This is a genomic window from Andreprevotia lacus DSM 23236 (assembly GCF_900176275.1).
GTDB lineage: Bacteria > Pseudomonadota > Gammaproteobacteria > Burkholderiales > Chitinibacteraceae > Andreprevotia > Andreprevotia lacus.
The window spans coordinates 41,466-54,690 of sequence record NZ_FWXD01000024.1; the positions used below are offsets into that span (position 1 = coordinate 41,466).

At 61.8% G+C, this 13,225-nt stretch carries 12 protein-coding genes; 5 read left to right on the top strand and 7 right to left on the bottom strand.

Annotated elements, in window-relative coordinates:
• Positions 1–2 precede the first annotated feature (2 nt).
• From B9A19_RS16855 to def, 7 genes are all read right to left on the bottom strand, one after another.
• Entirely contained in the window at positions 3–1,301 is a 1,299-nt protein-coding gene (locus B9A19_RS16855) for a sigma-54-dependent transcriptional regulator (protein ID WP_084092333.1), read from the bottom strand.
• Between the two features lies 1 nt (position 1,302).
• Positions 1,303–3,414, bottom strand: coding sequence for a sensor histidine kinase (locus B9A19_RS16860; RefSeq protein ID WP_245804370.1), 2,112 nt, complete (start codon positions 3,412–3,414; stop codon positions 1,303–1,305).
• Positions 3,415–3,419: 5 nt separating this feature from the next.
• Positions 3,420–3,923 (bottom strand): DUF4390 domain-containing protein, encoded by a 504-nt coding sequence (locus tag B9A19_RS16865; protein ID WP_176216989.1) that lies wholly within the window; start codon positions 3,921–3,923, stop codon positions 3,420–3,422.
• Between the two features lie 61 nt (positions 3,924–3,984).
• Positions 3,985–5,259: a 16S rRNA (cytosine(967)-C(5))-methyltransferase RsmB gene (gene rsmB / locus B9A19_RS16870; RefSeq protein WP_084092336.1), complete on the bottom strand. Its 1,275-nt coding sequence runs from the start codon at positions 5,257–5,259 to the stop codon at positions 3,985–3,987.
• Positions 5,259–6,116, bottom strand: a complete 858-nt coding sequence (htpX, locus tag B9A19_RS16875; protein WP_084092337.1) for a zinc metalloprotease HtpX — start codon at positions 6,114–6,116, stop codon at positions 5,259–5,261. Before htpX ends, rsmB begins: the two co-directional genes overlap by 1 nt.
• A gap of 106 nt (positions 6,117–6,222) precedes the next feature.
• The gene (gene fmt / locus B9A19_RS16880; RefSeq protein ID WP_084092338.1) at positions 6,223–7,149 is read right to left on the bottom strand and encodes a methionyl-tRNA formyltransferase; all 927 of its coding nucleotides are present in this window, start codon (positions 7,147–7,149) and stop codon (positions 6,223–6,225) included.
• A gap of 48 nt (positions 7,150–7,197) precedes the next feature.
• Positions 7,198–7,701: a peptide deformylase gene (gene def, locus B9A19_RS16885; protein WP_084092339.1), complete on the bottom strand. Its 504-nt coding sequence runs from the start codon at positions 7,699–7,701 to the stop codon at positions 7,198–7,200.
• Positions 7,702–7,836: 135 nt separating this feature from the next.
• Here def and B9A19_RS16890 point away from each other — a divergent pair, with 135 nt between their 5' ends.
• From B9A19_RS16890 to B9A19_RS16910, 5 genes are all read left to right on the top strand, one after another.
• Positions 7,837–8,856: a LysM peptidoglycan-binding domain-containing protein gene (locus B9A19_RS16890; protein ID WP_245804369.1), complete on the top strand. Its 1,020-nt coding sequence runs from the start codon at positions 7,837–7,839 to the stop codon at positions 8,854–8,856.
• Positions 8,857–8,932: 76 nt separating this feature from the next.
• On the top strand, positions 8,933–10,042 hold the full coding sequence (gene dprA / locus B9A19_RS16895) for a DNA-processing protein DprA (RefSeq protein WP_084092341.1): 1,110 nt from the start codon (positions 8,933–8,935) through the stop codon (positions 10,040–10,042).
• Between the two features lie 24 nt (positions 10,043–10,066).
• Positions 10,067–10,516: a DUF494 family protein gene (locus tag B9A19_RS16900; protein WP_084092342.1), complete on the top strand. Its 450-nt coding sequence runs from the start codon at positions 10,067–10,069 to the stop codon at positions 10,514–10,516.
• 32 nt (positions 10,517–10,548) lie between these two features.
• Positions 10,549–12,837 carry a type I DNA topoisomerase gene (gene topA / locus B9A19_RS16905; protein ID WP_084092343.1) on the top strand — a complete coding sequence of 763 codons (2,289 nt, stop codon included), beginning with the start codon at positions 10,549–10,551 and terminating at the stop codon, positions 12,835–12,837.
• Between the two features lie 141 nt (positions 12,838–12,978).
• Positions 12,979–13,225, top strand: a 247-nt coding sequence (locus B9A19_RS16910) for a transposase domain-containing protein (protein ID WP_176216990.1), incomplete at its 3' end; no start/stop codon positions are given.

Genomic DNA, 13,225 nt, shown 5'->3' on the forward strand with positions numbered 1-13,225 from the left:
CTTTACTCTTCGTCGTTGCCGCGGTTCTTCTTGGGCACCTGGATGCCCAGTGACTTGAGCTTGCGGTACAGATGGGTGCGTTCCAGTCCGATCTTCTCCGCCACCCGGCTCATATTGCCGCCGGTCTGCTCAATGTGCAGCTCCAGGTAATACTTCTCGAACTGGTCGCGCGCTTCGCGCAGTGGCAGTGCGAAATCCACCATGGGCAGCGGTGCCGGGTTGCTCGATGTGGTGATCGGTGCCTCGCCACTGGGGGCGAACTGCGACAGGATGCGCGATACCGGCGCGGTATCGATCTCGCCATCGCGGCTGGTCAGTGCCAGGCTCTTCACCACGTTCACCAGCTCGTCGATATTGCCCGGCCAGTCCTGCTGCGCCAGCAACTGCAACGCGCCCAGGCTGAAGCGGCGCGGCCCCAGCTTGTTGCTGTTGACGATCTCGGCCAGCATGGCTTCGGCCAGCGGCGGAATGTCATCGCGGTGTTCACGCAGGCTGGGCACCGGCACGATCAGTTGCGACAACTGGTGCAACAGCTCGGGGTCCATGCCCGATGCCAGTGCATCCAGCGGCTTGCTCGATGCCGACACCAGTTTCACCCGCGCCTTGTCCAGCTTGGGCAGCACATTCTTCAGACCGGCTTGCGCACGGCGATCCAGATAGGCGATGTCGCGCAGGAACAGCACGCCACCGCTGGCCTTGTTGACCAGTTCTTGTGGCGCGACCGCGATATCGTCGTTCGACAGCGGTGCGATGAACGGCACATTGCTGCCGCCCAGATAGCGTGCGCAGATCTCGAAGCCTACGCCCGGCTCACCCAGCAGCATCACCGGAGTGCCTTGCTGCTTGGCGGCATCAAGTACGCGTGCCAGCTCGCGGATCAGCTCGGCCTCACCCAGCCGCGCCAGATTGGCGACGACCTTTTGCAGGTCGGGCTGCTGGGTCAGTGCGCGCTTGACGGCGGCCAGCAGCTTTTGCAGGCCGATGGGCTTTTCCAGAAAGTCCATCGCACCAATGCGCGTAGCTTCCACCGCCGTATCGATCGTGGCATGGCCCGACATCATGATGACGGGCATGGTGAGCTGACCGTTACGCGCCCATTCCTTGAGCAGGGTCACGCCATCGGTATCCGGCATCCAGATATCCAGCAGCACCAGTCGGGGTTGCGCCTGATTGCGCAGCTTGCGCGCGGTTTCGGCGTTTTCCGCCAGCGCCACGCTATAGCCCTCATCCTGCAAGATCTCCGACAAGAGCTCACGGATCCCTATTTCGTCATCGACGACCAAAATATCCTGACTTCCCACTTCATCCCTCCATGAGCGGCAATTCGATCCGTATGGATGCGCCGCCGCTATCGCGGTTGCCCGCTGTTATTCTGCCCTGATGCTCTTCGATGATTTTCTTGACGATCGCAAGGCCGAGCCCGGTGCCCTTTTGCTTGGTGGTCACGTAGGGTTCGAACACGCGCGAGAGCATGTCGAGCTGAAAGCCGGTTCCGCTGTCTTCTATTGTCAGCCGTGCAAATTTATCGGCTTTTTCTGTTTTCACGCAAATTTCCGCCGGGCGTTCCGACGCGAGGTCGACCGCCTGGATGGCATCTTGCGCGTTTTGCAGCAGGTTATGGATGACCTGACGCAAATGCGTGGCATCGCCGTTGACCAGGAGCGGGCCATGAGCAAGGTCGATGCGGGTGATGGGGGCTGCTTCGTACAGTACCAGTACGTCGGCCAGCAGTTGCTGCAGATCGACCTGTTTTTGCTTGCCGGTGGGCGCGCGCGCGTAGTCGCGGAAGGCATCGACCATCTGCTTGAGTGCACCCACCTGCTTGACGATGGTTTGCGTATTGCGCGCCAAGAGATCGGCACCGGCTTCGTCGAGTTTGTCGGAAAGCTTGAATTCCAGCCGCTCTGCCGCGAGCTGGATGGGGGTGAGCGGGTTCTTGATCTCGTGCGCCAGCCGGCGGGCTACTTCACCCCAGGCGGCATCGCGCTGGGCAGATAGCAGCTTGGTGATGTCGTCGAACACCACCACGAAGCCGCCCCCGGTTTCCTGTGCCAGCCGGGTGCCGCGCACGTTGAGTACGCGCTGGGTTTCATCCAGCTCGACCTGGCGTTGCCAGTGTTCTTCATCCGACTCGAAGCCTTGCAGGATCTCGTTGCAGAAGCGCGCGAAGCGCGGTTTGGTTTCGGGCCATTGCTGCAGCGGGGTATCGCCCAGCTCGACGATGTCCAGATCCAGCACGCGCAGCGCGCTCTGGTTGCTGCTGGTGAGCTTCCAGTCGTCGCCGAAGGCCAGCACGCCGGACGACAGTGAGCCCAGGATGGTTTGCAGATAAGCCTTGGCGGCGGCTTGCGCAGCTTCCTGCTTTTCCAGCGTATCGCGCGCCTCGGCCAGTTGGCGCGTCATGCGGTTGAACGAGTGGGTAAGGATGCCGAACTCGTCGCGGCTGGTGATCGGTTGCTGGCGCGAGAAGTCGCCCGCCGCCACGGCCTTGGTGGCATTGGCCAGTATGGACAGTGGTGCGGCCAGCTTGTCGGACAGGTAAATGGCCAGCGCGGCGGCGCCAAGGAAGGCCATCAGCAATGCCAGCGTGAGCGTGAGGCTGAAAATGAACTTCAGCCCCTGCCGGGATTGCGACTGCAGTTTATAGTCGGAGCGCGCGCGCTCGACCAGCTCGGCGTCGGCTGCGAGCTGGTGTGGCACCGGCTGGATGAGCTGCAGCACGCGCGAGCGATCGCCAAAACCGCTGGAGTGCATGGGGATCAGCACCCGCATCAGCAGATCCTGTCCCGGTTTGGATTCAAGCTGGCTGACCGGCGTGCGCAGCGCCTGCCTGAGCTGGCTGCGTTCGGGCTGGTTGGGGAACAGGCCGGCGCTTTCATTGCCGATATGGGCCAGCACCTGGCCGTTTTCGTCAAACAGACTCAGCTCTTGCACGCCGATCTGCTCGCGCAGCCGGGTAAGGCGGGTGAGCACGACGCTGCCGGTGTCATCGTGGATGTCGAGCGCGATGACCTTGCCCTTGCGGGTGAGGTCGGACAATTGGTAATCGATGGCGCTGTGGCCCAGGTTCAGGCCGCGATCCAGCGCGTTGTCTACACTGGCATTGAACCAGTTCTCGATCGAACGATTCAGGAACTGCACCGACAGCGTATACACCAGCGCCCCCGGCAACACCGCGATCAGCGCAAACGACAGCACCAGCCTCAGGGTGAGGCGCGAGCCGAATTCCTTGGCCCGGACCCGTTTCTTGAGCTGCCAGAAGCGCGAGCCGACCAGCACGATCAGGCCGACAAGCAGCAGGATGTTGAGTGCCAGCACCTGGTTGTAGTATTGCGAGAACACCGAGGTGCTGCCCGAGGCGGTGGCCAGCAGGAACAGCAGGATGGCGCCCAGCGAGGCGAGGATCAGCAGCATGCGTTTCACGAGCCACCTCCTTCGCTGCTGACATCAATCCAGCCCGACTCAAGCTTCCAGTCGCCCTGGCCCATGGTGGAGAGCTGGAAGGGCTTGGGCAGCTGCGACACATCCAGCCGCAGGCGGATCTTGCCGGCGAACGGGTCCTTGTCTTTGGCGATGCCGGTGTCGGCCAGCACATTCCAGTTGCGCACCACCCCCAGCGCCGACAGTGCTTCATCCAGCGAAGCAAAGCCGCGATAGAAGCTGCCGTAATTGACGCGGTACTGGCGCGATAGCGAGTGATAGGTGAGGCGATAGGTGAGCGAGGCGGTGGGATTGAAACTGTCCGCCGCCTGCCGGTACCACGCATACAGGCGTGGACGGGTGAGCTGGAATTCGTAGGTGAACGGCAGGGTCAGGCCGTTGGCCAGCGCGTCTTCCAGCGTCTGGCTCAGGCCAAGCTGGAAGCGCGCATTCAGCTCGATATGCTCGCTCGCATATTCTGCGCTGGTGCTGACCGGGTGCACGCTGTTTTCTGCCGCCCAAGCGGGCAGCAAAACGCATGCAGCCAGCAGCAATGCTGCCAGCTTACACAGGGCGTTTTGAAAACAGCGCGTAGAAAAAGCCATCATGCTCCGGGCTGGGCAGTAACTGTCCATCACCCGGCAGGTTCAGCGGCAGGCGTTCCGCGTCGGCATGACGCGCTGCAAACGCAGCCGCTTGTTCGCTATTTTCCGCCGGGAAAATCGAGCACGTAGCATAAAGGAGTTTGCCGCCGGGTGCCACGAGCGGCCACAGTGCGTCGAGCATTTCGGCCTGTTGGCGTGCAAAGCTGGCAAAGTCTTCGGGCCGGCGCAGCCACTTGATGTCCGGGTGGCGGCGCGCCACACCGGTGGCCGAGCAGGGCACATCGGCCAGAATGCGGTCAAAGAGTTTGCCATCCCACCAGCCCGTCGGTGAGCCGGCATCGCCGGTTTTCAGGGTGGCGGTCAGGTTCAGTCGTTTGAGATTATCAGCCACGCGGGACAGGCGTTGCGCATCGAAATCGACTGCAGTGAGGTCGACATCGGCCAGTTCCAGAATGTGGCCGGTCTTGCCGCCGGGGGCTGCGCAAGCGTCGAGTACGCGCATGCCATCGCGCACATCCAGCAACTGTGCCGCACGTTGTGCACCCCAATCCTGTACCGAGGCATCACCATCGAAGAAGCCCGGCAGCATATCGACACCGACGGGCTGCTTGAGCAGCAAGGCGCTGTCGTCATCCAGCGCGCGTGCAGCAATGCCGGCGTCCTGCAGCCGCGCCTGATAGTCGCCCAGCGTGCCGCGCCGGCGATTCACACGCAGCGTCATCGGCGGGTGCTGGTTACCGGCGGCAAGGATGGCCTCCCACTGCTGCGGGTAGGCTTTTTGCAGCGCAGAAATCCACCATACCGGGTGTGACCAGCGGCCCAGCGGCGTGCGCTCGGCGGCGCCCACCAGCTCGTTGCGCTGACGCATGAAGTTGCGCAGGATGGCGTTGACCAGTCCCTTGCCCTTGCCGGCGCCGGTATGGGCGGCCACTTTTACCGCGTGATCGACGATGGTGTAGGGCGCTGCGCGCGTGAAATGCAGCTGGTACAGGCTGACCAGCAGCAGCGCGCGCAGCTCCGGCTCGCGCATCGGCTTGTTCAGCAAGGATTCGAGCACGCGCTGCAGCAGGCCCAGGTGGCGCAGGGTGCCATAGCCCAGGTCCTGGATGGCGCCGCGCTGTTGCGGGCGCAGGTTGGGCTCCAGCTTCCAGACGCGGTTGAAGGCATCGGTCAGCGTTTGCCCGTCCAGCACGGCAGCAATGATCTCGCCGGCGTATTTCTGTGTTTGATACATCAGTACTCCAGCTGGCCGCGTGCCATGGCATGCAGGCGGGCAACGCGGTCAGCAGTTTGGGGGTGGGTGCGGAACAGATCGGTGAGCCCGCCGCCGAGCAGCGGGTTCATGATCATCATTTGTGCGGTTTCCGGGTGGGCCTCGGCGGCATGCATGGGGATGCCCTGCGCATAGGCTTCGATTTTCTGCAGTGCGTCGGCCAGTGCCTGCGGGTCGCCGCTGATGCGGGCGCCACCGGCGTCGGCGGCAAACTCGCGCGAGCGCGAGATGGCCATCTGGATCAGGCTGGCCGCCAGCGGCGCCAGAATGGCCAGCAGGATGCCAACGATGGGGTTCATTGGCCGGCCGTCTTCATCGCGCCCGCCAAAGAACATGGCAAAGTTGGCCAGTGCCGAGATCGCGCCGGCCATGGTGGCCGAGATGGTTGAAATCAGGATGTCGCGGTGCTGTACGTGGGCCAGCTCGTGCGCCATCACGCCGCGCAGCTCGCGGTAGCTCAGCACGCGCATGATGCCGGTGGTGGCCGCCACGGCGGCGTTTTCAGGATTGCGGCCGGTGGCAAAGGCATTGGGCTGGTCTTCGTCGATCACGTAGACCTTGGGCATGGGCAGGCCGGCGCGTTGCGCCAGTTCTTGCACCATGCCATACAGCTCGGGCGCGGTCGTGGCATCCACTTGCTGCGCGTTGTACATGCGCAGCACCATTTTGTCCGAGTTCCAGTAGGCGAACACATTCATGCCGCCGCCGATGAGCAGCGCAATCAGCATGCCGGTCTTGCCGCCGATCAGCCCGCCGATAAATACGAAGAGGGCCAGGATCGCGGCCATCAGGATGGTCGTTTTCAGCCAGTTGTTCATGATGCGTAAAGCTTTAAGGAGTGGGTGACATCGTTATAGATGTCGCAAAACGCAGAAAATTCAATCGGATGGGTACGATTTACGCAATCGGCATCCGGGCCCTTGCTCAGACACCGAGCACGCTGCCTGCCGGCAAGGCGCTGCCGGCCAGCAAGGCGGCGGCATCCATGCGCTTGCCGCCGGCTTTTTGCAGCTCCAGCAGCTTGAGCGCGCCATCGCCGCACGCCACGACGATGCCGTCGCGATCGGCCTGCAGCACCGTGCCCGGCATGCCGCTGCCTGCACAGGGGGTGGCGCGCCAGATTTTCAGCGGGTTGCCATCCAGCGTGGTTTGCGCCGAGGGAAAGGGGTTGAAAGCGCGGATCATGCGGTCCAGTTCGGCGGCAGGGCGTTGCCAGTCGATCTGCGATTCTTCCTTGCGCAGTTTTTCGGCGTAGGTCACGCCGTCGGCTGGCTGGGGCTTGCGCGCGGCCTGCAGTGCCGGCAGATCGGCCAGCGCGGAGACGATGGCCGCAGCGCCTTGCGCCATCAGCTTGTCGTGCAGCGTGTGCGCCGCGTCATCGGCGGTGATCGGCGTGACATGCACGCTGAGCATGTCGCCGGTATCGAGGCCGGCATCCATCTGCATGATGGTGATGCCGGTATCGGCATCGCCCGCCAGGATGGCGCGCTGTATCGGCGCAGCGCCACGCCAGCGTGGCAGTAGCGAGGCATGAATGTTGAGACAGCCCAGGCGCGGCATGTCGAGCACTGCTTGCGGCAGGATGATGCCATAGGCCGCGACGATCATTGCGTCGGCCTCGATAGCTGCGACCGGGGCCTGCTGCTCGGGCGTGCGCAGTTTTTCCGGCTGGTAAACCGGCAACTGGTGTTTTTGCGCAACGACTTTGACTGGCGACGGCGTGAGCTTCATGCCACGCCCGGCGGGGCGGTCAGGCTGGGTGAGCACGAGGACGATGTCGTGCCCGGCAGCAATCAGCGCTTCGAGTGCGGCAGCGGCAAAATCGGGTGTTCCGGCAAAAATCAGTTTCATTGCTTCAGGCAGGCTTATTCTCGGCGGGCGGCAATATTACCACCCGGTTTACATGGTTTTGCGCTGGTTTTTCTTCAGCTTCTGGATAATCCGATTCAGTTTCAGGCGCGACAGTTTTTCAACAAACACCTTGCCGTCCAGATGGTCGATTTCGTGCTGGATGCAAATCGCCAATAGGCCGTCAGCTTCGATTTCATAGGGTTTGCCGTGACGATCGAGTGCCTTGATGCGGATATGCTCGGCACGCTCGACTTCCTCGTAAATGCCGGGTACCGACAGGCATCCTTCTTCGTAGACAGTGTGGCCGTCTGCTTCGACGATTTCCGGGTTGATCAGCACCATCAGCTGATCCTTGCTTTCCGAAATATCGACCACGATCAGCCGCTGATGGAAGTCGACCTGCGTGGCGGCAAGGCCAATGCCGGGGGCTTCGTACATGGTTTGCGCCATGTCGTCGATCATGGTTTGCAGACGCTCGTCGAATTGCGTTACCGGTTTTGCAACGGTATGCAAGCGCTCGTCGGGATAGTGCAATATATTCAGAATGCTCATGGTTGCTTGCGACTTAAAAAGTTTATATGCAGAATCAGTAGAAACTCTAATCACACAGCGCGCCCGTTCCGGGAGCGCGGGATGAGCCCGACAATGCGAAAAACGATTATATCCCTTCTTTTGGTGCTCGGCGCCGTGGCCGGTACTGCTCACGCCGATACGCTGGATCTGCAGAAAGATGCGCCCGAGCGCTACGTGGTGGTCAAGGGGGATACGCTCTGGGGTATCTCCGGCAAATTCCTCAAGCAGCCATGGCGCTGGCCGGAGATCTGGCAACTCAACAAGGACGAGATCAAGAACCCGCACTGGATTTATCCGGGCGACGTGGTTGTTCTTGATCTGTCGGGCAAGGTGCCGCGCCTCAAGCTGCTCAAGAGCGACAAGAACGGCAATCGCCAGAGTGGTCCGCTCAAGCTCAGCCCTCAGGTACGTGTCGAGGAGTTTACCAACGGCGCGATTGCCAGTATCCCGCTCGACGCGATCCAGCCTTTCCTGAAGCGCCCGCTGCTGATCGAGCCGGCCGAGCTGGCCAAGGCGCCGCGGATTGCCGCCGGCCCGGATGCACGCCAGATCTATGCTGCGGGTGATCGCATTTATGCGCTCAACCTCAGTGGCAAGGACGGTGACGTGTGGCAGGTATTCCGTCCAGGCAAGCCGCTGTACGACCCGGCCGACCCCGAGCACAAAGCCGTGATGGGCTACGAGGTGAACTATCTGGGCGACGTGCGCGTGGTGAAGGTGGACGAAGTCTCGACCTTGAACGTGGTGACGGCCAAGGAAGAAATCCAGCCGGGTGACCGCTTGCTGCGTTACGACGAGATCCCGTTCGTCAACTATGTGCCGCACCTGCCGGAGCGTGGCGTGAAGGGGTTGGTGGTGTCGGCCTACGACGGACTCACTGATTTCGGTCCGTATTCGACCGTGGTGGTGAACCGTGGCTCGCTCGATGGCCTTGATATCGGTAGCGTGCTGTTTACCTACAAGCAGGGTCGCCCGATCAAGGCCGAGGAAGGCGAAAAGCAGGGTTTGATGACGCCGCCGGAAAAGAACGGCAATCTGTTCATTTACCGCGTGTTCCCCAACGTGGCCTATGGCTTGCTGCTCGACAGCACTCAGCCGGTCAATGTCGGTGACGCCGCGCAGTCCATGCAGTAAACGGATCGGACGGGGAACAAGGCCACGCAATGCGTGGCCTTTGTTTTGCACAGTCTGCCCGCATTGAAGGGAAAGCATGCCGCTCGACAACGATAGTCGCGATTGGTTGCGCTTCAGTCTGGTGCCCGGTGTGGGCACCAGACGCCAGTTGGCGCTGCTGCGCGTTTTTGCCGGTCCGGCTGCCGCGCTGGCGGCACCGCAGGCTTTGCTGGCCGAGCATCTGCCCCCCGCTGCGCTGCGGGCATGGTGCAGTGCGCCGGCCGAATCAACGGAAATCTCGCGGGCGCTGGACTGGCTGGCCATGCCCGATCAGTGGCTGCTGACCTTGGCCGATGCCGATTACCCCAGGCAATTGCTTGACCTGCCCGACCCGCCGCCGGTGCTGTACCTGAAGGGGCGGCGCGATTTGCTGGCCGCGAGTGCGATCAGCATTGTCGGCAGCCGCCATGCCACGCCGCAGGGCATTGCCAATGCCGAGGCGTTTGCCGCAACGCTCAGCAAGGCCGGGCTGTGTGTGATCAGCGGCCTGGCGGCCGGTATTGACGCAGCCGCCCATCGCGGTGGGCTGGAGGGGGTTGGGGCCACCATCGCCGTGGTCGGCACCGGGCTGGACCGGGTTTATCCGGCCGGCAACCGTGCGCTGGCGCACGAAATTGCCGCCAATGGCTTGCTTATTTCCGAGTTTGCACTCGGCGCCGAGCCCAAGGCCGGACATTTTCCGCAACGCAATCGCCTCATCGCCGCGCTGTCGCTGGGTACACTGGTGGTCGAGGCTGTGCTGGAGAGCGGTTCGCTGATTACCGCCAGGCAGGCGGTCGAGCTGGGGCGAGAGGTATTTGCGATTCCCGGCTCCATCCATGCCCCGCAGGCGCGCGGCTGCCACAGCCTGATCAAGCAGGGTGCCAAGCTGGTCGAGGCCGCTGACGACATCCTGCATGAGCTGGATTGGCAGGCCCGGCTGGTGCCTGTGCCGCAACCGTTTATCGGAACAGAAACAGCCGCTGCTGGCCCTGGTGATGACGATGGCGTGTTGCGGGCCATGGGCTATGACCCGGTCGATATCGACACCCTGGCCGGGCGTACCGGCTTGACGGCGGATGCACTCTGCGCAATGCTGTTCGGTTTTGAACTCGCGGGCACGGTTGCCGTGCTGCCCGGTGGGCGCTGGCAAAGGCTTGGAAAATAGCACTGCCGCCCCGATGTTGCCCTCATGCTAGAAGTCCTCGCTTATCTTTTTGAAGCTTTTCATTCCGCAGACGGCGTGCCCGAGCTGCCAGCACTGGCACGTCAGCTGGACGCGGTCGGCTTTGAGTCCGACGATATCCAGGAGGCACTGGCCTGGTTGTCCGAGCTGTCCAAGCTCGATACTGGTGTCTATGCCGACGTACCGGATACGCCGCGCTACCTGCATCCGCTCGAATCCGCGCGACTGGATGAAGACGCGCACGCATATTGGCACTATCTTGAGCAAGGGCGTGTGCTGACCGCCAGCGAGCGCGAAATGGTGCTCGACCGCGTGCTGGCAGACAGCCAGAGTGAAATTGGCGCTGAGCGCCTTAAACTGTTGGTGTTGATGGTGGTCTGGCGAAAGCGGGATCAACTTTCTAACCTGTTGATTGAAGAAATCCTGTTTGGCCGTAACGGCGCTACGCTGCACTGAGCGCCCCCTACCGAACTCCACGTCGAGGCCACATGGCTGAAAACCTGCTGATTGTCGAATCGCCGTCCAAGGCGAAAACGCTGCAAAAGTACTTGGGCAAGGATTTCCAGATCCTCGCTTCCTATGGGCACGTGCGCGGCTTGGTGCGCAAGGACGGCTCGGTGGATACCGAGCACGACTACAAGATGAAGTACCAGGTCATCGACAAGAACAAGAAACACGTCGATGCCATCTGTGATGCGGTCAAGGTAGCCAACAACGTCTATCTGGCCTCTGACCCGGATAGAGAAGGCGAGGCCATTTCCTGGCACATCCTTGAAATCCTCAAGGGCAAGAAGCTGCTCGACAAGGACAAGACCTTCAAGCGCGTGGTATTCCACGAAATTACCGAATCGGCTGTGCTCAATGCGGTGGCCAACCCGCGCGACATCGACAACAACCTTGTCAATGCGCAGCAGGCACGCAGCGCGCTCGATTATCTGGTGGGTTTCAACCTGTCGCCGCTGCTGTGGCGCAAGGTGCGCTCCGGCCTGTCGGCCGGTCGTGTGCAAAGCCCGGCTTTGCGGCTGATCTGCGAGCGCGAGATCGAAATCCGCGCCTTTACCAGCCAGGAATACTGGACCGTGCATCTGGACAGCCACAAGGGCCGCCAGAAGTTCGGCGCCAGGCTGATCGAGTGGCAGGGCAAGAAGCTTGAACAGTTCGATATCCCGACCGAAGCGGCGCAAGCCGATATCCTCAAGGCGCTGAACGGCGCCGAGGCCAGGGTTGGCAAGGTCGAGAAGAAAAAGAAGTCACGCAGCCCGGCGGCGCCGTTCACCACGTCCACCTTGCAACAGGAAGGCGTGCGCAAGCTCGGCATGACCACCGACCGCGTGATGCGTACCGCGCAGCAGCTGTACGAGGGTATCAACCTCGGTGGCGAAACCGTCGGTCTGATTACCTATATGCGTACCGACTCGGTGGCGCTGTCGAATGACGCCTTGGCAGATATTCGTGGCTATATCGGCGATCACTTCGACAAGGAATACCTGCCGAACGCGCCGGTGGTGTACAAGAACAAATCCAAGAACGCGCAGGAAGCGCACGAGGCCGTGCGCCCGACCTCGATCGCCCGTACGCCGGATTCGGTCAAGGCCTTCCTGAGCGCCGACCAGTTCAAGCTCTACCAGATGATCTGGAAGCGCACGCTGTCGTGCCAGATGTCGCCGGCCAAGTTCGATACCGTCAGTGTGGATATCCAGGTCGGCCCGCAGGCGGTATTCCGCGCCAGCGGCCAGACGCTGGTGTTCCCCGGCTTCATCGCCGTGTATCAGGAAGATGCCGACGACGTCGAAGATGACGAAGACGAAGCACGCCTGCCGCCGCTGGAAGAGGGCGAGGCCTTGCCGGTCGACAAGCTGTCCGGCGAGCAGCACTTTACCCAGCCGCCGCCGCGCTATTCCGAAGCATCACTGGTGAAGGCGCTGGAAGAGTTCGGCATCGGCCGTCCGTCTACCTATGCGTCCATCATCAAGACGCTGAAGGATCGCGAATACGTCGATCTGGACAAGAAGCGCTTCATCCCCACCGACACCGGTGAGGTGGTCAACAAATTCCTGACTGACCATTTCACCCAGTACGTCGATTACAACTTCACCGCCAAGCTGGAAGACCAGCTTGATGAAATCTCCAACGGTAGCCGCGAGTGGATACCGGTGATGGACGAGTTCTGGCACAAGTTCCACGATGTGGTGGTGGAGAAGCAGGGCCTGTCGCGCAAGGAAGTCACTCAGGAAGAGCTGGAAGAGGATTGCCCCAAGTGCGGCAACAAACTTGCCATCCGCCTGGGCAAGCGTGGCCGCTTCATTGGCTGTACCACCTATCCGGAATGCGACTACACGCGCAATCTGAACGAGGATGCCGATACCGCACCGACCGAACCGGAAGTGGTGCCAGATCGGGCCTGCCCGGAATGCGCGTCGCCGCTGCACATCAAGACCGGCCGCTACGGCAAGTTCATCGGCTGCTCTGCCTACCCGAAGTGCAAGCACATCGAGCCGCTGGAGCCGCCCAAGGACACCGGCGTCGAATGCCCGACCTGCCACAAGGGCACCCTGCGCGAGAAGAAGAGCCGCTACGGCAAGCTGTTCTATTCGTGCAGTACCTATCCCAAGTGCAACTACGCCACCTGGGATCCGCCGATTGCCGAGGCCTGCCCGCAGTGCAAGTGGCCGGTGTTGACCATCAAGACCACCAAGCGCCGTGGCGTGGAAAAGAAGTGCCCGCAGAAGGAGTGTGGCTGGTCCGAGGTGATTGAGCCGCCGCCGCCCAAGGAGTAAGTGTTCGCGACCAGCAAACCCTGCTGGTTGCGCGCACTGCGGGGCAAACAAAAAAGCCGGGCTAGCCCTAATGCCAGTCAGTTAAGCGCTAGCCGCTGGTATTGAGTTAAAAAGAGGACGTGATTCACGTCCTCTTTTTACATGACCCCCCTGCACCACGAACTCGCACATACCCTGAGCCGGATCCCCACCAATCTGGATCGACTCAGTACGCTGATCGACCCCGACTGGATCGAACAAGCCCTCTCATCGTCCGGTAAAGCCTCAATCCGCAGGCGCAAGCTGCCAGCTGAACATGTGGTCTGGCTCGTCATCGGCCTTGCCCTGTTTCGTAATCTGCCCATCTGGGATGTCGTCCGCCAACTGGACTTGGTGCTCGATGGTCATG

Coding starts and splice junctions, on each gene's coding strand:
- B9A19_RS16860 (WP_245804370.1), bottom strand. CDS start 3,414: ATGCTGCTGATCCTCGCCTCGCTGGGCGCCATCCTGCTGTTCCTGCTG.
- rsmB (WP_084092336.1), bottom strand. CDS start 5,259: ATGTATCAAACACAGAAATACGCCGGCGAGATCATTGCTGCCGTGCTG.
- htpX (WP_084092337.1), bottom strand. CDS start 6,116: ATGAACAACTGGCTGAAAACGACCATCCTGATGGCCGCGATCCTGGCC.
- fmt (WP_084092338.1), bottom strand. CDS start 7,149: ATGAAACTGATTTTTGCCGGAACACCCGATTTTGCCGCTGCCGCACTC.
- def (WP_084092339.1), bottom strand. CDS start 7,701: ATGAGCATTCTGAATATATTGCACTATCCCGACGAGCGCTTGCATACC.
- dprA (WP_084092341.1), top strand. CDS start 8,933: ATGCCGCTCGACAACGATAGTCGCGATTGGTTGCGCTTCAGTCTGGTG.
- B9A19_RS16900 (WP_084092342.1), top strand. CDS start 10,067: ATGCTAGAAGTCCTCGCTTATCTTTTTGAAGCTTTTCATTCCGCAGAC.
- topA (WP_084092343.1), top strand. CDS start 10,549: ATGGCTGAAAACCTGCTGATTGTCGAATCGCCGTCCAAGGCGAAAACG.